Source organism: uncultured Kiloniella sp. (assembly GCF_937128705.1).
GTDB lineage: Bacteria > Pseudomonadota > Alphaproteobacteria > Kiloniellales > Kiloniellaceae > Kiloniella.
Genome location: NZ_CAKZMP010000031.1, coordinates 1 through 19,831 on the forward strand (window position 1 = coordinate 1; position 19,831 = coordinate 19,831).

18 protein-coding genes and 3 tRNA genes are annotated in these 19,831 nt (G+C 44.4%); 16 read left to right on the forward strand and 5 right to left on the reverse strand.

Going from position 1 to position 19,831, the window contains the following annotated elements:
• From Q0241_RS01780 to Q0241_RS01795, 4 genes are all read left to right on the forward strand, one after another.
• On the forward strand, positions 1–375 hold a 375-nt coding region (locus Q0241_RS01780; RefSeq protein ID WP_299372127.1), incomplete at its 5' end, for an MMPL family transporter.
• 15 nt (positions 376–390) lie between these two features.
• Positions 391–1,368: a protein translocase subunit SecF gene (gene secF / locus Q0241_RS01785; RefSeq protein ID WP_299372130.1), complete on the forward strand. Its 978-nt coding sequence runs from the start codon at positions 391–393 to the stop codon at positions 1,366–1,368.
• 12 nt (positions 1,369–1,380) lie between these two features.
• A complete protein-coding gene (locus Q0241_RS01790) occupies positions 1,381–1,758 on the forward strand; it encodes an Mth938-like domain-containing protein (RefSeq protein ID WP_299372133.1) in 378 nt (125 codons plus the stop codon).
• Between the two features lie 23 nt (positions 1,759–1,781).
• Positions 1,782–2,654, forward strand: coding sequence for a phytoene/squalene synthase family protein (locus Q0241_RS01795; RefSeq protein ID WP_299372136.1), 873 nt, complete (start codon positions 1,782–1,784; stop codon positions 2,652–2,654).
• Between the two features lie 89 nt (positions 2,655–2,743).
• Here Q0241_RS01795 and trmFO read toward each other — a convergent pair whose 3' ends face one another.
• Positions 2,744–4,105 (reverse strand): methylenetetrahydrofolate--tRNA-(uracil(54)-C(5))-methyltransferase (FADH(2)-oxidizing) TrmFO, encoded by a 1,362-nt coding sequence (trmFO, locus tag Q0241_RS01800; RefSeq protein WP_299372139.1) that lies wholly within the window; start codon positions 4,103–4,105, stop codon positions 2,744–2,746.
• Between the two features lie 150 nt (positions 4,106–4,255).
• Here trmFO and Q0241_RS01805 point away from each other — a divergent pair, with 150 nt between their 5' ends.
• Positions 4,256–5,488: an adenylate/guanylate cyclase domain-containing protein gene (locus tag Q0241_RS01805; protein ID WP_299372141.1), complete on the forward strand. Its 1,233-nt coding sequence runs from the start codon at positions 4,256–4,258 to the stop codon at positions 5,486–5,488.
• Positions 5,489–5,621: 133 nt separating this feature from the next.
• Here Q0241_RS01805 and Q0241_RS01810 read toward each other — a convergent pair whose 3' ends face one another.
• Positions 5,622–6,644 carry a zinc-binding alcohol dehydrogenase family protein gene (locus Q0241_RS01810; RefSeq protein WP_299372144.1) on the reverse strand — a complete coding sequence of 341 codons (1,023 nt, stop codon included), beginning with the start codon at positions 6,642–6,644 and terminating at the stop codon, positions 5,622–5,624.
• Between the two features lie 187 nt (positions 6,645–6,831).
• Here Q0241_RS01810 and Q0241_RS01815 point away from each other — a divergent pair, with 187 nt between their 5' ends.
• Positions 6,832–7,749 carry a LysR substrate-binding domain-containing protein gene (locus Q0241_RS01815; protein ID WP_299372147.1) on the forward strand — a complete coding sequence of 306 codons (918 nt, stop codon included), beginning with the start codon at positions 6,832–6,834 and terminating at the stop codon, positions 7,747–7,749.
• A 38-nt stretch (positions 7,750–7,787) separates the two neighbouring features.
• On the opposite strand, the gene uvrA is transcribed toward Q0241_RS01815, so the two are convergent.
• Entirely contained in the window at positions 7,788–10,628 is a 2,841-nt protein-coding gene (gene uvrA, locus Q0241_RS01820; protein WP_299372150.1) for an excinuclease ABC subunit UvrA, read from the reverse strand.
• 240 nt (positions 10,629–10,868) lie between these two features.
• On the opposite strand from uvrA, the gene ssb reads away from it, so the two are divergent.
• The 7 genes from ssb to Q0241_RS01855 all read left to right on the forward strand — a co-directional run bounded on the left by ssb (position 10,869) and on the right by Q0241_RS01855 (position 17,822).
• On the forward strand, positions 10,869–11,405 hold the full coding sequence (gene ssb / locus Q0241_RS01825; RefSeq protein WP_299372153.1) for a single-stranded DNA-binding protein: 537 nt from the start codon (positions 10,869–10,871) through the stop codon (positions 11,403–11,405).
• Between the two features lie 72 nt (positions 11,406–11,477).
• Positions 11,478–11,930: a GNAT family N-acetyltransferase gene (locus tag Q0241_RS01830; RefSeq protein WP_299372156.1), complete on the forward strand. Its 453-nt coding sequence runs from the start codon at positions 11,478–11,480 to the stop codon at positions 11,928–11,930.
• 258 nt (positions 11,931–12,188) lie between these two features.
• Positions 12,189–15,032, forward strand: a complete 2,844-nt coding sequence (gyrA, locus tag Q0241_RS01835) for a DNA gyrase subunit A (RefSeq protein WP_299372159.1) — start codon at positions 12,189–12,191, stop codon at positions 15,030–15,032.
• A gap of 32 nt (positions 15,033–15,064) precedes the next feature.
• Positions 15,065–15,583, forward strand: coding sequence for a pantetheine-phosphate adenylyltransferase (gene coaD, locus Q0241_RS01840; RefSeq protein ID WP_299372162.1), 519 nt, complete (start codon positions 15,065–15,067; stop codon positions 15,581–15,583).
• A 152-nt stretch (positions 15,584–15,735) separates the two neighbouring features.
• Positions 15,736–15,811, forward strand: a tRNA-Lys gene (locus Q0241_RS01845).
• A 209-nt stretch (positions 15,812–16,020) separates the two neighbouring features.
• Positions 16,021–16,785: a 5'-methylthioadenosine/adenosylhomocysteine nucleosidase gene (locus tag Q0241_RS01850; protein ID WP_299372165.1), complete on the forward strand. Its 765-nt coding sequence runs from the start codon at positions 16,021–16,023 to the stop codon at positions 16,783–16,785.
• A gap of 44 nt (positions 16,786–16,829) precedes the next feature.
• Entirely contained in the window at positions 16,830–17,822 is a 993-nt protein-coding gene (locus Q0241_RS01855; protein WP_299372168.1) for a M23 family metallopeptidase, read from the forward strand.
• 12 nt (positions 17,823–17,834) lie between these two features.
• Here Q0241_RS01855 and Q0241_RS01860 read toward each other — a convergent pair whose 3' ends face one another.
• Positions 17,835–18,035 carry a hypothetical protein gene (locus Q0241_RS01860; protein ID WP_299372171.1) on the reverse strand — a complete coding sequence of 67 codons (201 nt, stop codon included), beginning with the start codon at positions 18,033–18,035 and terminating at the stop codon, positions 17,835–17,837.
• Positions 18,036–18,177: 142 nt separating this feature from the next.
• Here Q0241_RS01860 and Q0241_RS01865 point away from each other — a divergent pair, with 142 nt between their 5' ends.
• The gene (locus Q0241_RS01865; protein ID WP_046505456.1) at positions 18,178–18,390 is read left to right on the forward strand and encodes a DUF3126 family protein; all 213 of its coding nucleotides are present in this window, start codon (positions 18,178–18,180) and stop codon (positions 18,388–18,390) included.
• A 140-nt stretch (positions 18,391–18,530) separates the two neighbouring features.
• Here Q0241_RS01865 and Q0241_RS01870 read toward each other — a convergent pair whose 3' ends face one another.
• A complete protein-coding gene (locus tag Q0241_RS01870) occupies positions 18,531–18,893 on the reverse strand; it encodes a TraR/DksA C4-type zinc finger protein (protein WP_299372184.1) in 363 nt (120 codons plus the stop codon).
• A 480-nt stretch (positions 18,894–19,373) separates the two neighbouring features.
• On the opposite strand from Q0241_RS01870, the gene Q0241_RS01875 reads away from it, so the two are divergent.
• Positions 19,374–19,461: transfer RNA gene (locus tag Q0241_RS01875), tRNA-Leu, on the forward strand.
• Between the two features lie 118 nt (positions 19,462–19,579).
• Positions 19,580–19,667, forward strand: a tRNA-Leu gene (locus Q0241_RS01880).
• The last annotated feature ends 164 nt before the right edge of the window (positions 19,668–19,831 follow it).

Consider the following 19,831-nt stretch of genomic DNA (forward strand, 5'->3'; position numbering starts at 1 on the left):
GTTGCCGTGCTTTCGCTTTTTCAGGCAACACTTACGTTGCCGGGTATTGCCGGGATTGTTCTGACAATCGGTATGGCTGTGGATGCCAATGTACTTATTTTTGAGCGTATTCGTGAAGAAATACGTAACGGCCGCGGACCTGTTATGGCTGTTGATGCGGGTTATAAACGCGCGATTGCAACGATTTTGGATTCAAACATTACGACGCTTATCGCGGCTGTATTGTTGTTCCAGTTCGGTACAGGCCCAATTAAAGGTTTTGCTGTAACCCTGACCATCGGAATTGTTACATCTATGTTCACTGCGATTATGTTTACCCGATTGCTTATTGTTGTCTGGCTGCGCCGTCGTCGGCCGCTGTCGCTTGGTATATAAGAGGAGGCTGGAATCATGGCGTTAATTAAAAAGCTTCCAACAGATCTCAATATCAACTTTATGGGTAAGAGAAAGCTCTTCATGGCTTTTTCTGTTCTTCTGATTGCCTTGTCTTTGGTGTTAGTGGCCACCCGTGGGTTGAATTTTGGGGTGGATTTCCGCGGCGGTATTCTGATTGAAATCAGAACATCAGAGCCTGCTGATTTATCCTCTCTCAGATCCCGAATAGGGGCGCTTGGTCTGGGGGAAATTAGCCTTCAGGAATTTGGTGCACCAACTGACGTTCTGATCAACATCCAAAAACAGGATGGTGATGAAAAAGAACAGATGAAGGCTATTCAGCTGGTAAAGGATGAGCTGGGCAGTGCGGTTGAAGAATATCGTCGTGTCGAATTTGTTGGTCCAAAGGTTGGTGCCGAACTAAAAGAAGACGGCGCATTGGCCACGCTTTTTGCCTTGTTGGGTATTGCTTTTTATATCTGGTTCAGGTTTGAGTGGCAATTCTCGGTTGCTGCTTTGTTGGCTTTGACACACGATATCATTACGACAATCGGTTTCTTTGCACTAACCCAATATGAGTTCAACTTGGCAACATTGGCTGCTGTGTTAACGATTGCGGGGTATTCAATTAACGATACGGTTGTTATTTTTGACCGGGTACGTGATGAATTACGTCGTTATAAGAAGATGGAAGTTATCGATGTTCTTAATATGTCGATTAACAGAACGCTTTCCCGGACAATCCTGACGTCTGTCACAACCCTTTTGGCACTTATTGCGCTGTTTGTGTTCGGCGGAGAAGTGATTAGAGGCTTGAGCCTCGGTCTTATCTGGGGTGTTACCATCGGTACCTATTCTTCTGTTGGACTTGCTGTTCCATTGCTCTTTGCAACGAATGTCAGACCATCCATTCCAGAAGAAGAGGAAGAGGGACTTGTGGACGAGAATGGTCAGAAGATCGAGTTCGTTCCGGAAAATGACAAAGCCAGTTAGGAGTTAACCTTCGTGGAAATATCGCTTAAAATTCCAGAAGGAAAACAGATTATCGAAAAGTATGGTAATGGTCGATTTATGGTGTCCGACCATTACCATGAAGGTTCTATTCTTGTGCTACCAGATTTGACTGAAAGCTGGGCCGTACAAAGTTTTTCCGATGTGTCTTTGGAAACACTTACCCCCTTTGTCGAAAAAGCGAGCGGGATCGAAGTGTTGATTATTGGATGCGGCGCTAAAGGCGAATTCATTACCCCCACTTTCCGCAATAGCTTGAAAGATAAAGGTCTAATTGTAGATGCGATGGACACTGGCGCTGCCTGTCGTACTTATAACGTGCTTCTTTCTGAAGGTCGGAATGTTGCTGCTGCGTTAATCGCAGTCGATTAAAATTTTCTGCGGGCACAAACCAAATGTCGAATGATACTGGCCTATCCTTTTGCGGAGACGACATTAAGAAGAACGACTATGATCGTTATTTAACGTGTCTTTTTGCAAAAGATGATACCGTCCGCGCAAATCTTTTTGCGCTTTATGCTTTCAATCAGGAAATAGCCAAAACAGCAGAGGTTGTCAGTGAGCCGCTGACAGGAATGATTCGCTTGCAATGGTGGCGTGAAGCTATTGAAGGAATCTTCGAGGGTAAACCCCGTAAACATCTGGTTGTCGAGGCTTTAGCGAGAGCCGTGAAAGACCATGGGTTAAAGCGTGAAAAGCTTGATGAATTTATTAATGCCAGAGAATTTGACTTGGAAAATACTGTTCCACAGAATCTTGTTTCTTTGGAAAGGTACGTTCGAAAAACCTCTGCCGAGCTCTTGAGTTTGGCAACTGATATCACGATTGAAAAATGCGAACAGGATAAAGAGGCCAGTAAAGTCCTTGGACAGGTTTGTCGATCCATGGGCATTGCTTGGGGGCTGCTTGGCATTATTCGGGCCACTCCTTTTTATGCAGCAAAAAAAAGAATTTATCTGCCTCAGGATCTTATCAATCAGCACGGATTGAATACTTCTACGCTTTTCGAGCTAAAATCTTCGCCAGAATTATGTGAGATTAGCAAGGTTCTGACCGAAGCTGTCAAAAAACATTTGAGCATGGCGCGAAGTTTTTCTGGTAAAATACCTAAACAGGCGAAATCGCCTCTATTACTCGGGGTTTTGGCTGATCAGTATATCAAAAGGCTGGAGAGTAATAATTACGATCCTTTTGATGTCTCACTTCATCGTCCAAAATCTTCTGCCACGTGGAAGTTGATGTGGGCTAATATTTGTTCCCGTTATTAATAAAGGATTTTGAACAAAAAGGCCGCTAACGAGAGCGACCTTCTTTATTCGAACTCAGGTTTATGAGTGCTAACTGGCTTTCTTAAGTCTTATTGATTTTCATCCAGCCAGGTTTTCAAATCTTCGAGGGCTCGTTTGGAATAGAGCGGCTTGCGATCTTTCTTTTTAAGTTTCTTACCTGGCCCTTTGGGAATATTCGGGAAAATACCAAAATTTACATTCATCGGCTGAAAGGTCTTGGCATCAGCACCACCCGTGACGTGATTAATCAGTGCGCCGTGCGCTGTGGTGATTGGTGGCGCAGGCAGATCTTTGCCCAAACGTTCCGCGGCAGCAAATCGCCCGGCCATGAGGCCTGATGCCGCTGATTCCACATAGCCTTCAACGCCAGTAATCTGCCCGGCGAATCTGAGGCGTGGCATTGGTTTCATACGAAGCGAATGATCAAGTAACTTAGGTGACTTCAAAAAGGTATTACGATGCAGGCCACCGAGGCGGGCAAATTCAGCTTCTTCAAGGCCGGGAATCGCACGGATGATTTCCATTTGCGCGCCGTATTTCATCTTTGTCTGGAAACCAACGATATTATAAATGGTCCCCAGTTTGTTATCTTGGCGCAGCTGGACAACAGCATAGGGCTCTTCCTCGCTGTGCGGGTTGGTGAGGCCAACAGGCTTCATCGGACCAAAGCGCAAGGTCTCAACACCGCGGCTCGCCATGACTTCAATTGGCAAACAGCCTTCGAAATAGGGCGTGTTCTCTTCCCACTCTTTAAAATCTGTTTTGTCGCTATCAATTAGTGCCTGAATAAATGTTTCGTACTGTTCTTTATTCATTGGGCAGTTGATGTAGTCAGCACCATCGCCGCCGGGACCAACCTTGTCGTATCTGGATTGGAACCAAGCTTTGTCAAAATTGATGGACTCTTTGTAAACAATCGGCGCGATCGCATCAAAAAACGCAAGATATTCTTCGCCTGTGATAGAGCCGATAACGTCGCTCATACTTTCCGATGTCAAAGGCCCTGTGGCGATAATGACAGAATCCCACTCTTCTGGCGGAAGGGCAGAAACTTCTTCGCGTTTGATGGTTACGAGAGGATGATCTTCAAGGCGCTTGGTGACTTCATCTGAAAAATCATTTCTGTCCACAGCCAGCGCACCGCCTGCGGGCACCATATGTTTTGCTGCACAGGACATAATGAGAGAGTCCATTCTGCGCATTTCTTCGTGCAACAGGCCAACGGCATTATTCTCATAATCATCAGACCGGAATGAATTGGAACAGACCAATTCGGCAAGACCTTCGCCTTGGTGTGCCTCTGTTTTTCGAACAGGGCGCATCTCATGAAGAATTACCGGAATACCAGCCTGTGCAATCTGCCAGGTTGCTTCCGTTCCGGCCATACCACCACCGACGACGTGAATTTCTTTTAAGTCACTCTTGCTCATGATTGTCTCTTTACTATTCATTGCGTCTGCAATAATAAAATTTTTTGTGTTATATCTACTAAAAAGCAGCTTTGCACCCATATGTTTTAGATAAACATATTTTCTTTCATATAATCCATAATAACATAATAAACCGGAGCTCTTTATTTCATGCAACGAATAGATGATCGCGTTAGACGTGGTGGCGACGAAGACAGTCTGATCGGCTCTGTGGTTGATTGGGTTATGGCTCAGGCACTACGCGATACCACGATCGAACAGTTATTTGAAGGTTGCTGCCTAAGGCTGAGATCTGCGGGATTACCTATTGCCCGGGGATACATTGCGTTTCGTACGCTGCATCCTTTGTACAGTGCCATGGGGTTGACCTGGGAGCTTGGTAACGGCGTTAAAACTGTTGGCATGTCACATGAAAGTTCTGCTTCGGAAGAGTGGCGTAGAAGTCCGTTCTATTTCATGCTGAGTAAAGAGATTGGTTTGCTTCGGAGAAGGCTGGTCGGCGAAGGGGCTATCCACGACTTCAAGCTTATGGAAGAGCTTCGTGATGATGGCTATACAGACGTCTTGTGTTATGCGATCCATTTTGATCAGGAATCCCTTGGTGATACAGATGGCAGAGGCATTCTTGGAACTTGGTCGAGCGATATCAAAGCCGGTCTGAGTGATACGGATATAAAATCACTTATTCGCGTACAAAACCGTCTGGCTGTTGCTTGTAAGGTAATTATCACCTCGCAGATTGCCCATAACATCTCGACGACATATCTTGGTCGTAATGCAGGACAGCGAGTTCTTAAAGGGCAAATTCAGCGTGGTGACGGTGAAAAAATTCACGCCGTTATCTGGTACAGCGATCTTCGGAACTCAACCGCACTGGCAGATATGATGCCGGAAGAAGACTATCTGGATCTGCTCAACGGGTACTTTGAAAGTACGGCAGGGGCCATTATCGATAATGGCGGTGATGTTCTTTTGTTGATTGGTGATGCTGTTCTGGGAATTTTTCCTTTTACAGATGATCGAACACAAGCTGAAACTGGTGAGATGGCCGTGAAGGCAGCATATGATGCGCTTGAGCGTATCAAAGAACTAAATGCCTGTGCTTGTGATAATGGTAAGTGCGAAGCCTCGTTTGGTCTCGGGCTTCATGTGGGAAATGTCATGTTCGGCAATATTGGTTTACCTGATCGACTGCAATTTACAACAGTCGGGCCAGCGGTTAACGAGGTTGCGAGACTGGAAGCGCTGACCAAAGAGCTTGGTAAGCGCATCCTCATGAGCAAAGAATTTGCTGAAATCGTCGGACGTAAATGCATGCCAATGGGAGAGCATACCTTGCGTGGTATTGAAGAGCGACGTGAGATCTTTACGCTAGATGATTGATTCATAAATATACTTAAAACAAGGGACATAAGAACTGTCTAAACAAGGACAGCTCTTATGTTTACCTGATAAATTAATACTGAATTATATCCTGACTTTTAATTTTATTCTGGATTATCTTCATCACAATTGTTCACGTGTTTATGCCAGTAAGTGTGAGTTTTCCAATCATTCGACCGCTTTCAACAGTTTGATGTGCTTTGGCTAGTGTTGTTGCTGAAATTGTTCCGCCTCTGCTCGTTTGAGTATGTCTGATTATACCGCTTTCTACTAATTCTGATATGCGACGTAATATGTTACCTTGTTTGGACATCGTTGGCGTTGAGAAAATTGACCTTGTAAACATAAGCTCCCAGTTAATTTGAACGCTTTTCTTCATAAAGAGATCTAAATCTAACTTTGCTTTTGTGCTTGCTACTAAGCAAATCGAACCTTCGGGAGATATTATATCACTCATGATTTCCCAATAGGGGAGGTTATTATTACAATTTAGAATGTATGGAACCGTTGCATAACCAAGAGCAGCTAATTGTTCTTTAAGATCTTTGGAATGGTCTAAAACATGATCCGCACCCATTTTAAAACACCAGTCGCGGCTAGTGTCTCTGGATGCCGTTGTAATGACCGTATTACACTGAGATAATCGTTTTGCAAATTGGATTGCCATAGAACCTAGTCCACCACTACCCCCAATTATTAGGATAGCCTGTCCTTTGGCTTTGTCTTGATCCAAACTTAATCTATCAAATAATGCCTCCCAAGCTGCTAGGGATGTTAAGGGTAAAGAAGCTGCTTCTTCTGCTGTTAAGCCTTTTGGCTTTGGTCCTACCAACTGCTCGTCAACGAGTTGGAATTCCGCGTAACATCCTGGTCGAGTAATATCTCCCGCATATATCACTCTATCTCCGGGCTCGAAGTTCTCGACATCTTTGCCAACACTGATAACTTCACCACAGGCATCCCAACCTAAAATACGAGGCTCCTCAAGGTATCCTTCGATCATCTGCCTTTGTTTACAGTCAACAGGATTAATCGAGATAGCATCAATTCTGACTAATAAATCTCTTCCTTCTGGGGAGGCTGTTTTTGTTTTGCTTTCAATGAAACAATTCTTATGACTTGTTGGTAAATTCTCTCGAACGCCAATAATTTTCATGAACTTTATACCTATTTCGATTTATCTGTAGATAAAATAACCATAAGTGATAAAAACCAAAAAAGGTCCCCACCAAATATTAATCGCACGGTTAGATTTTCTTTTGGTGAGAAATAAATTACGATCTTTGGTGTCATAATTATTCACTGAAATAATTCGATTTTTATAAGCGTAATAAGCATTCATGATGAGAAAATTACCGCCACTAAATTCTTTACGTTCTTTTGATGCTATTGCCCGAAATGGCAGTATTTCAAAGGCTGCTTTAGAGTTGAAAGTGAGTTCTTCTGCTGTAAGTCAGCAAGTCTCGATCCTAGAGGATTGGATGGGGGTTAAATTTTTAAAACGGTCTTCAAATAAAACTTCTTTAACACGAGAAGGTGTTGAGTTTGCAAATGAGATAAATTCAGTTTTTGATACTCTTGAAAAAAATATATTTCACACACAAAAGAAAGTTAATCATAACGAAATTAAGCTCAGTATAATTCCGTCTTTAGCGACAAGGTGGTTGATTAATAGATTACCGACATATTCCGCGCTTTATCCTGATTATTCAGTAATGGTAGAAGCTTCATTTGATCTAGTAGATTTCACAAAGAAAGAACTAACGATAGCTATTAGATCAGGTGCAGGGTCGTATTCAGGATGTCAGTCAGAGAAATTATTCGACGAATATGTAACGCCTGTTTGTAGTCCAGAGTATTGGAAGAAAAATAAAACATCTCTAGTTGAAATTGGGGCATGCTCGCTTCTTGCCGATCATACATTTGGTAAAGATGAGACTAATCTTAATTGGACTAGTTGGATAGCTCGAGAAGGTATTATTCCTTCAACGAAGATACAGCCGATACAATTTTACACCGATAGTAACCTAACTATACAAGCTTGCATTAACGGAGAAGGTTTTATGTTAGGTCGGAGTATTTTAATTAACGAAGAGCTTCGAAAAGGTGGATTGATAGAACCGTTTAAAGAAAAGCAAGTTTCTGACTGGCCTTATTATATTGTATATCATTCAATAAACGATCCGTTACGGGGTGCTCTCCGCTCGTTTATTGAATGGTTGAAGAGAGAAGCGGCGAAAACACCGGGCATTGTGAGATAGTGATTATAAAAGGGTGTTTTCGGTCTCCATCAAGTTATTTATTTCAGGTAAGGTTCTAGGTATTCACCTGTATAGCTGCCTTTTGTCTTTGCAACGGTTTCAGGTGTTCCTGTGGCAACAACGCGTCCGCCTTTGTCACCGCCCTCTGGTCCCATGTCGATAATCCAGTCGGCGATTTTGATAACTTCAAGATTATGTTCAATACAAAGGATGGTATTTCCTTGATCCACGAGGGACTGCAGGACTTCCAACAACTTTTTTACATCGTCAAAGTGAAGGCCAGTTGTTGGCTCATCGAGGATATAGAGTGTTTTCCCTGTTGCTCGTCTGGAAAGCTCTTTGGCCAATTTAACACGCTGAGCTTCCCCGCCAGAAAGCGTTGTGGCCGCTTGCCCAACCTGAACATACCCCAGTCCAACTCGTTGCAATGTCTCCAACTTATTGCGAATAGATGGAACTGCTTTAAAGAACTCCAATCCATCATCAACATTCATATGTAAAACATCTGAGATGGATTTACCTTTATAGAGAATTTCAAGTGTCTCTCGGTTATAGCGCTTACCCTTACAGACATCGCACTCAACATAGACATCAGGCAGAAAGTGCATTTCGATCTTGATGACACCGTCACCCTGACAGGCTTCGCAACGACCACCCTTTACATTGAAAGAGAAGCGACCGGGTTTGTAGCCACGGGTTTTGGCTTCGGGTAATCCGGCAAACCAGTCTCTGATTGGTGAGAATGCGCCAGTGTAAGTCGCAGGGTTTGATCGTGGTGTCCGGCCAATAGGGGACTGGTCAATATCAATCACCTTGTCGATGAACTCTAGCCCTACGATGGAATCATGGCTGCCTGGTTGCCCTTTGGCATTATGCAGCTTACGTGAAACGGCTTTATACAAAGTCTCAAGGATCAGTGTTGACTTACCGCTACCGGAAACGCCTGTGATACAGGTGAAAGTGCCAAGAGGAACTTCTATAGATACATTCTGCAGGTTATTTTCGTTAGCGTTCAGGACTTTAATCTTTTGGCCTTTATGGCCTTTACGGCGTTTTTCCGGAAGGGTGATGGAAACTTCACCTGTTAGATATTTTGCCGTTAAGCTTGCTTCCGTTGCCATCACTTCATCCGGTGTTCCACAGGCAACAACCTGACCACCATGTTTTCCAGCTCGCGGGCCCATATCGACGAGATAATCTGCGGTTCGAATGGCATCTTCGTCATGTTCGACAACAACAACGGTATTACCAAGATCCCGCAAGCGGCGCAGTGTTTCCAATAGCCGTGCATTATCTCGTTGGTGCAACCCAATAGAAGGTTCATCCAGAACGTAGAGAACGCCTGTCAGTCCCGAGCCAATTTGTGACGCCAGACGAATACGTTGGCTTTCCCCACCAGACAGGGTTGCTGAAGAACGGGAAAGTGTCAGATAATCGAGACCGACATTTACAAGGAAATAGAGCCTTTCATTGATTTCTTTGAGGATTCTAACTGCGATTTCATTTTCTTTGTCGCTGAGTATTTTGGGGATTTTATTAAACCACTCTGCGGCTTCTGCAATGGAAAGCTGGGCGATTTCACCAGCGTGCTTTTTGCCAATTTTGACGGCGAGCGCTTCGGGTTTTAGGCGGTGACCATCGCAGGTTTGGCAAGGTTGTTTCGTTTGGTATTTTGATAGCTCTTCGCGGACCCAGTCGCTGTCTGTTTCCCGAAAACGCCTCTCCATATTGGGGATGATCCCCTCGAAAGGTTTCTTGGTCTGGTAACTCCGGTTGCCATCGGTATAGGTCATTTCGATAACTTCTTTACCCGAACCATTCAGAAGCAGGTTTTTGATTTTTTCTGGCAGCTCATTCCATGCAAGATCAAGGGCGAAACCATAATGTTCTGCCAGACTCTTGAGAGTTTGCAGATAATATTTAGAAGTCGAATTTGCCCAAGGGGCTATTGCACCGTCTTTAAGGGAGACGCGTTGATCTGGAACAATCAGGTCGCCGTCAAAGATGAGGGTTTTGCCCAATCCGTCACAGGCTGGGCAAGCCCCAAAGGGGTTGTTGAAAGAGAATAATCTGGGTTCAATCTCGTCAATGGTAAAGCCGGATACCGGACAGGCATAACGAGCAGAGAAGATTGTCTGTTCACCTGTTTTGGCATTTTCTGCAAAGGCAATACCGTCGGCAAGACCCAACGCGGTTTCCAGACTGTCAGCCAAACGCGTTTTTATGTCGTCCTTGACCACGACACGATCAACAACAATTTCGATGTCGTGTTTTTTCTTTTTGTCCAGTGCGGGAACATCGCCGATCTCGTAAAGTTCTCCGTCGACCTTTACGCGCTGAAAGCCTTTGACTTGCAGATCTGCGAGTTCTTTACGGTATTCGCCTTTGCGTCCTCGGACAATTGGCGCGAGGAGGTACAGGCGAGTGCCACTTTCCATTTCCATGACCTTATCAACCATCTGGCTGACGGACTGACTTTGAATTGGGAGCCCTGTTGCAGGTGAGTAGGGGATACCGACACGCGCAAAGAGAAGGCGCAGGTAATCATAAATTTCTGTAACGGTACCAACGGTAGAGCGTGGGTTCTTCGAGGTTGTTTTTTGCTCAATTGAAATCGCAGGAGATAATCCTTCGATAGAATCCACATCCGGCTTTTGCATGAGCTCAAGAAACTGGCGAGCATAAGCAGAAAGGGATTCGACATAGCGTCGTTGCCCTTCAGCGTAGATCGTATCAAAGGCGAGAGACGATTTGCCGGACCCACTGAGGCCCGTGATAACAACGAGTTCGTTTCTGGGTAAATCAACACTGACGTTTTTCAGGTTATGTTCTCTCGCGCCACGAACGGAAATAGTGCGGGATTCCTGTATTGAACTCATTTTATCGCCTGTAAATGTTTTGCAAATGTTCTCGTTGGAATATATATGGACGAACAGTGAACAAAATGCATCCTTTTTTATAAAATAGGGTGAATATTTTGCTTGAAACCTTTCAATAAAATGCGAACATCTTGCAGAAAAGAGATCCATCTTCTATTAGACGTTGGCTCTGAGCGACCCGACTGATAGGGTTCCAGATCAATTTTTTTAGATTCTAAAGTAAATCATAGGGAAGAAGCCATGGCTGGTAGTGTTAACAAGGTGATTCTGGTTGGTAACTTGGGGCGTGATCCGGAAATCCGTTCCATGCAATCAGGACAGCGTGTGGCTAATTTGAACATAGCAACATCAGAAAGCTGGAAAGATCGTACTTCAGGTGAACGTCGGGACAAAACCGAATGGCACCGCGTTGTTATCTTTAACGATCGTTTGGTCGATGTTGCCGAGAAATTCTTGCGTAAAGGCTCCAAAGTTTATCTGGAAGGCCAATTGCAGACCCGTAAGTGGACTGATAACGCTGGTGTTGAAAAATACACGACAGAGATTGTTCTGCAGAATTTCCGCGGTGAACTGACAATGCTTGATGGTCGTAACGATGGTCAAGGTGGCGGTGGCTTTGGCGATTCTTCTGGCGGTGACGCCGGTGGCTTTGGCGGTAGCGGTAGCTCAGGCGGCGGATATGGCGGCGGCTTCGGTGGTGGTTCCTCTGGCGGTGGTGGCGGATCGACAGGCGGCAGTGCCCCAGTCGATGATCTTGACGACGAGATTCCATTCTAGGTATATTAGAATATAGTCAATTAAGGCGGCTCTTTTGGGCCGCTTTTTTATTTCTATGATGGATTAAAGGTAATGATCAAAACTGATCTTTTACATTTCGAGCAGCTTTCTAAGGAACAGCTTTATGAGGTTTTACAGCTTCGTTCCGATGTCTTTGTTCTGGAGCAGGAATCTTTATATAGGGATATGGATGGGCAGGATGCCGTTGCCTGGCATGTGCTGGCCTATGGCGACGAAGATACTGTTGTTGGTGTTGTTCGTATTCTGAAAGATCCTAAAGATCAAAGCTGTTTCAAGATTGGTCGGGTTGCTGTTGCGAAGATAGCCAGAGGGCAGGGGATCGCTGTTGAATTAATGGAGCGGGCACACGGCTTTATTACCAAGCAAGAAGCTGCTGAAAGAATTGAAATTTCAGCACAGGAGCATTTACAGAAGTTCTACAATAATCTGGGTTATGTCACCGTTTCTGATGAACCTTATGATGATGCGGGTATACCGCACGTTGACATGATACGTGCTGCATAAAACGGTGTGAATTAGCGACTTGACAAATTAAAATAAAGTAGAATTTGTTGATTTAAAGTTGAGATCAAAAAATTATTTAAATTCAATCCTGTAGAACTTAATTTTTCCCTCTCTTTTTACACACAATTTGTTGTAGCTACGCGATGAATTTGTTACATTTCATGTGATTTTTTTTTAGCCTGAAACAAGTTGAGTTCCAGTGTTGTGCTGTACTCGGTTTGAAAGGGCCTTTCTGTTAAACAGAAACAGGATAATTACGTGACTTCGAACTCTGATACATCATCCGATAACCAGGATGTTTTTCCGGTAACTATTGAAGACGAAATGAAGCGATCGTACCTCGATTACGCCATGAGCGTTATCGTGTCGCGTGCTCTTCCAGACGTCAGAGACGGCCTTAAACCGGTACACCGTCGTATTCTCTATGCGATGAAAGAGTCCGGCTACGACTGGAACAGAGCTTATCGTAAGTCTGCCCGTATCGTCGGCGACGTGATGGGGCAGTATCACCCGCATGGTGACCAAGCCATTTATGATGCTATGGTTCGTATGGCGCAGGATTTCTCTATGCGTCTGCCTCTGGTTGATGGCCAGGGTAACTTTGGCTCTATGGATGGTGATCCACCCGCGGCGATGCGTTATACGGAATCTCGTCTGCAACGCGTTTCCAGTGAAGCACTTTTGGAAGATATTGACCGCGATACGGTTGATTTCCAAGACAACTATGATGAATCCACGAAAGAGCCGATTGTTCTTCCAGCCCGTTATCCAAATCTTTTGGTCAATGGAGCTGGTGGTATTGCGGTTGGTATGGCGACCAACATCCCGCCGCATAACCTGGGTGAAGTCTTGGATGCTTGTTGTGCCTTCGTGGACGATCCAGAACTATCCATTGATCAGTTGAACGAGATTATCCCCGGACCTGATTTTCCGACGGGTGGTGTTATTCTTGGGCGTACAACAATTCGCGATGCCTATCATACTGGACGCGGCTCAATTGTTATGCGCGGTAAGGCCGAGGTTCAGGAGATCCGTAAGGATAAGATGGCGATTGTTGTCACCGAGGTTCCTTTCCAGGTCAACAAAGCCAGAATGCTTGAAAAGATCGCGGATATTGCCCGTGATAAAACAATCGAAGGCATTACTGATATTCGCGATGAAAGTGACCGTCACGGTGTTCGTGTCGTTGTTGAGCTGCGTCGTGATGTCGAGCCGGAAGTGATTCTGAACCAGCTTTATCGCTATAGCCCGCTGCAAACGTCGTTTGGGGCTAACATGCTGGCGCTAAATTCTGGTCGTCCAGAGTTGTTGGATCTGAAATCAATTATTTCTGCATTTATCGCATTCCGCGAAGAAGTGATTACACGCCGTACTATCTTTGAGCTGAATAAAGCACGTGATCGCGCGCATCTCTTGGTTGGTTTGGCGATTGCTGTTGCGAACATTGATGAGGTCATCGAGCTCATTCGTGCCGCTTCTGATCCTGTGATTGCGCGCGAACAGCTTATGGACCGTCCGTGGCCTGCTAAGTATGTGGAACCACTTATTAAATTGATTGATGAGCCGGGCCGAAATGTTGATGGTGATGGCAACTATTTCCTTTCTGAAGCACAAGCGCGTGCGATTCTAGAGCTACGTCTACAGAGATTGACCGGTCTTGAGCGGGATAAGATTGCCAAGGAATTGGAAGATATTTCGGATCAAATCCGTTATTATCTTGAAATACTCGCTTCTCGCGAAAAACTTCTTGGTATCCTGCGCGAAGAACTCATCGAAATGAAGGCCAAATATGCCACGCCACGTCGTACGGAAATTCTGGACGGTGTGTTCGGGTATGACGATGAAGATCTTATCCAGCGTGAAGACATGGTGGTGACTGTTAGTCACAGTGGTTACATCAAACGTGTTCCGCTAAGTACTTATCGTGCGCAGCGTCGTGGTGGTAAGGGCCGTTCTGGTATGGCGACAAGAGACGAGGATTTTGTATCACAGATCTTTGTTTGTAATACGCATACGCCAGTTCTCTTTTTCTCTTCCCGTGGTATGGTTTACAAGATGAAAGTTTACCGTCTGCCACCTGGGACACCAACATCACGCGGTAAAGCGCTGGTGAATATGTTGCCACTGCAACCGGGCGAAACGATATCGACAATGATGCCGCTTCCTGAAAACGAGGAAGCTTGGTCAGAAATGTACGTTATGTTTGCGACATCTACGGGGGGGATCCGTCGTAACAAACTGTCTGATTTCACCCGTGTAATGGCGAATGGTAAAATTGCCATGAAGCTGGAAGATGAAGACAGCAGATTGATTGGCGTACAGACCTGTACTGAACACGATGACATCATGCTGTCTACAGCGCGTGGTAAATGTATTCGCTTCCCTGTGAATGGCGTTCGTGTCTTTGCTGGCCGTACATCGACAGGTGTGAGAGGGATTTCTCTCGCTGAGGGTGATTCTGTTATTTCCATGGCGATTATCAATCATATGGATGCAGATTCAGAAACCCGTGATCAATATCTTCGTTACGCAAGTGCTAAGCGTCGCAGTGAAAACGCGGATGAGGGCGAGTTTGATCCATCAGCACTAGAGACGACACTGTCTCAGGAGCAGCTTGATAGCATGGCTGAAAGAGAGCAGTTCATTCTGTCCATTTCTCAAGATGGTTTAGGTAAACGTTCGTCTTCTTATGAATACCGTGTGACCAGCCGTGGCGGTAAAGGGATTGGTAACCTTGATCTTTCAAGAGCCAAGGGTAAAACAACGACTGTTATTTCCGTGTTCCCAATTGATGAGACGGATCACATTATGTTGGTAACAGATGCAGGAAAGCTCATCCGCTGCCCTGTGCACGACGTTAGAATTGCAGGGCGTTCAACACGTGGTGTTAACCTGTTCAACGTCGCAGACGATGAGAAAATCGTTTCTGTTTCACGCTTGGCAGATGACGGTGAGGGCGAAGATGACGAGAACGAAAACCTTGAAGGTGCCGTTGCCGACGGAGCTGAAGGCGCAGAAGGTGTCGAAGCTACTGATGTGGTAGAAAGTGATACCGCAGAAAACGCGCCTGAAGCATCTGGTGAAGATAAAAGCGGGGAGTAATCCCCGCAACCTAACGAAGAAGAGCTTAGGGCATGACGAAAAAACACGTTGGGCTTTATCCCGGTACCTTTGACCCTGTAACCAAGGGGCACATGGATATTATTACCCGTGGGTGCCGCGTGGTCGATAAACTGGTCATTGCTGTTGCACGCAATGACCGTAAGGGGCCGTTGTTCAGTACTGAAGCGCGTGTGAGTATGGTGTTACACGATACGGCTCCTCTACGAGACAAAGGGTTTGAAATTGAAGTGCTACCCTTTGACAATCTTCTGGTGAATTTTGCCCGCGAAGTTGGTGCAGGGGTCATTCTTCGAGGGTTGCGTGCGGTTTCTGATTTCGAGTATGAGTTTCAAATGGCGGGGATGAATGCCCGTCTTGATGCTGAAATCGAAACCGTATTTTTGATGGCTTCTGAAAAACAACAGTTTATTTCGTCACGATTTGTTAAAGAGATTGGATATCTTGGTGGAGATATCGCCTCTTTTGTTAGTCCTGCAACGAAATTAAAGTTGGAAGAGAAGTTTGAAATTATGCGTAAATCCAAGGATTAACCTACTTTTAAGCGCAATCCGTCTCTTCTGATTTAAAAATATTCCTTTTTTTACGGTTGAAGACAAAAAGGCTGTTGACCGAATCAATAAGTGGTTCTATCTTCCGCCTCGCTTACCGCATTACACTTTAATGTCGGAAAGCAATTGAGAATGGGCCCTTAGCTCAGCTGGTAGAGCGTCCGACTTTTAATCGGCAGGTCACAGGTTCGAATCCTGTAGGGCCCACCATTCTGTACTAAACACCCCGCTTTTAGCGGGGTTTTGTTTTTCTGTTTCCCAAATATCATAACTTTTCTTGTCCGTTTTCTTTGGAAATAGCCTTGTTCGCTTTCTCTGGGAATAATAACTTTAGAGGAAGTCGAAATACTTAAGTCTGTTACGATAACTCGAATAAAGTATCTCAGAAAAAAATGCTCTTTGCTTAAAAGGATAAAAACGTGCCCCAAAAACCACTTGGTCTAATTTGCGCTATACCAAATGAAATTCAACACTTTGGGTCAGCTTTTGAAAAGACGAGCGAAAAACAGATAGCAGGTTTTTCATTTTTTCAAGGAAGGCTTGATGGGGTTGAAACTGTGCTTGTCGAAGCTGGCATGGGCAAGGTTAATGCCGCTGTTGTCACAACTTTGCTTATCGAGCAATTCAATTGTCGTGTGGTTCTCTTTTCTGGCGTTGCTGGTGGCGTTGATCCAAAGCTTGGGGTTGGTGATGTTATTATCGGAACCAAGCTTATCCAGCACGATTATGGGATGATTGTGTCTGACAAGCTAACGACCTATCAACCCGGACACTTACCTATCCATCTGCCAACTGAAAAACTTGGTTATGATGCGGATGCAATTCTTATCGACAAGTTGCTTCAAGAACTAGAAGGTTTCGATCTTCCAATTATCTCTGCGGAAGCTGCTGGTGGGGAAGCCCGTAAACCTGTCATTACGTCTGGAACTATTTTAACGGGCGATCAGTTTATAGGCTGTACTGTCGCAAGAGATAGGCTTTGTCGTGAGCTAGGTGGCCTTGCTGTTGAGATGGAGGGCGCGGCAATCGCACAGGTGGCGGAACACTATAAGGTGCCTTTTATTATCATACGGTCGCTGAGTGATCTCGCGGGGGAAGAGAGCACCATGGACTTTATCAAATTCCTTGAAGAAACCGCTGGCGGTGCTGCGTTAGTCCTCAGACGTATTATCCGGTTGTTATGAGGGTGAAGGATAGGGGACAGTCCACAGGATATTACATAGGCATCATGCTTGCTGGGCTATTCTTTTTATCATTGGGGAGGGCTGTCGCTAACGCGGATAACTCTCCACGCTTTATAAGCCCTGTTGACTGCTCTGTGCCTTTGGAATGTAGCATTCAGAATTATGTCGATGCGCGTCCTGGTACGGGGTATCGCGACTACACCTGTGGAACGCTAAGCTACGAGCGTCATAAAGGGACTGATTTCAGGGTTCTTAGCTATGATTTATACCTTAAAGGGGTTCCTGTTCTGGCTGTTGCCGATGGCATTGTTTTGCATCAAAGGAGCGATGCAAGTGACGGTGATTATATATTAAAGGGTGATGGAGCTGTATATCGGCAAGAGGTTGGCAATAACGTTGTGATAGATCACCTGAACGGATGGCAAACAACTTACGCGCATTTGAAAAAGGGGTCCGTTACGGTGTCTTCTGGGGATAAGGTTAAAGCTGGTGATATCATTGGGATTGTTGGTTTAAGCGGGAAAACCGAGTTTCCGCATTTACATTTTCAAACGTCCTACAATAAGAGCCTGATAGATCCGTTCACCGGAGAAAAGCCATCTGGATGTATAACCCCGACGAAAAATTCTTTGTGGAATTTGCCCGATGGAAATTTTTTTGAATATAAAAGCACGGGAATTGTTGATGTAGGTTTTGCCAGTCAGCCTCCTGAACAAAAGCTCTTGGCATTTCATAGTGAACAAAAAAGAATATCTGTGAGTGAGAACCCTGAATTTCTAGTATTCTGGGGGGAGCTTTGGGGACTTAAAATTGCAGATCGTCTTACATTGAAATTTAAAGATCCAAAGGGCGAGATTATAACAAACCAAACAATTCTAAAGAATAATCAGGCGTCATTCATGTATTATAATGGGATGAAGCGTCCAAAATCTGGATGGATTAACGGAACATACACAGGAAAAATTACACTGGAAAGGCTTGTTAATCGAAAGTGGCAGGTTATTGCTTCAAGTCAAAAGCAGCAGATCTTACCGTAAGGCTTTAAATACTTAAACCTGTATGTCCAAGTTTTGGCCGCGATCCTGATTTGCATTAAACTGTTTAGAATCAGCAGATGCTTCGCTGTTTTCAACAGGGCGCTTTGTTTCCACAGCTGCTTGTGAATTCTTTTCAGCAACGCTGAGATCAATAGAAGCAGCAGGTTCAGAGAACCGAACTGTGGGTTGGAAAGATGTCGCATTAATATTCATAGTTGCATCCTGACACAAACACATTAACTAAGTGTTAATAGATATAAGGAATTTTTTGGTGATTTAAAGGGAAAAAAACCTTTTAGTTCACTTGATGTTTCGTTAATCAGGTCCTTTAAATTTAATGTCGGAGATCGGAAGCGTGGATAACAACGAAATTACCAGCGTAGAAAAATACTTGCGTCAGACTTTTGGGAACGAGGCAATTGCGCTTGATAGAAAAACTAAGAAGGCTGATTCTATCGAGGTGAGTCTTGGTGGTGAGTTCATTGGCGTTATATATAAAGATGAGGAAGATGATGATCTATCCTATTCTTTCAATATGGCTATTTTGGCAGACGATTTACCAAAATAAGATAATCATTTTATTTGAGCATTAAGTTCAGTTTTTGCATTGACTTAAAAGTGTTTCAAATTGTGATTTAGCGACTACTTTATGATGCCCGGGCGTTAATCATGAACGATTGATTCCGGGTATTTTATTTTTGACGGTTATCAGGAATCGTCTGTTTTGGTCGCGCAATCAATGCAAAGCGTGACTGTTGGGTCTAATTCTAAGCGCTTTATTTGAATTTCCTCGTCACAACGAAGGCAATAACCATAGTTGCCGTTCTGTAACCGCGTGAGAGTTGTCGCTATCTTATTTAGCTCTACCTGTCGGCGTCTTTCAGATTCAAGAGACATAGCCTGTGATTGTAAGGCGTCCATTCGTGATAGTCTGCCGACTTTACTTTGATCCAGTTCGACGACGTCTCTGGATTGCTGGCTGGATGTGCGAACATCAGAAATTTCTGTTTTCCGCTTTTCCAATTCAGTGGCTACCTTCGTCAGGTTGATGCTTATGTTTTTATCAGACATTTAGCCCCGCTATTCGCTTTTAAAGGCATCATAGCAAATAAATGGCTCCATCAGTATAAAATAGAAGTTTCTTGGAAAATAGAAAACGCCCCGGAACAAAACAGGGGGACGGCCAAATGGGGGTTACCATGAACAGGCATGGTATGGCCAACGTCTCGTTCCGGGGCGTTAAAAAGAACATATCAAAATTAATTAGAAAAAGGTTGTGATGTTTCTGTGTCCAAAACTGATCTTTCAAGTTTGTAAATTAACGAAAGTTAACAGAATGTTACCAGATGAGGTTCGTAGATAAGTAATATGCGTTTGTGGATAGCTTAGTTTAAAACATCCGGGATAACTTTTAGAAGCTGCTTATGAATTCTCTTTCGTATTGTGGAAATTGGTAGCATTTGGTTTATCCACAACAAATTTCATTTTTTTGAAATTTTTCGTTTGCCCTTTCTGAATGGATCAGTATATATCCCCATTAGCAACAGCGATGCGGTCGTGGCGGAATTGGTAGACGCGTAACGTTGAGGTCGTTATGGGCTAATAGCCCGTGGAGGTTCAAGTCCTCTCGACCGCACCAAAATTGGTATGTTGTTGCTTTAAAAGACTTAATGATTCCCCAGGAATTTTGATAATCAAAATTATTTGCTTTACTCAGGGCACGTAACTGATCGGGAATTCAGAGCCTTTTAGGCGATGCGGCAATGGCGGAATTGGTAGACGCGCTAGCTTCAGGTGCTAGTTCCCTTTATGGGAGTGGAGGTTCAAGTCCTCTTTGCCGCACCATTCTATTCGTGACCTAATATTCTTCATTATAATTTGATCGTCGTACCCAAAAAATTCCACCTATCAACAAAACTTAAGTTGGCGGGGTAGGGAAGTTTAGTCAATTACTGCATTTAGAGATAGTGTGTTATTGATGACTTTTCTCGGGAGTGTCTGGCTACGAT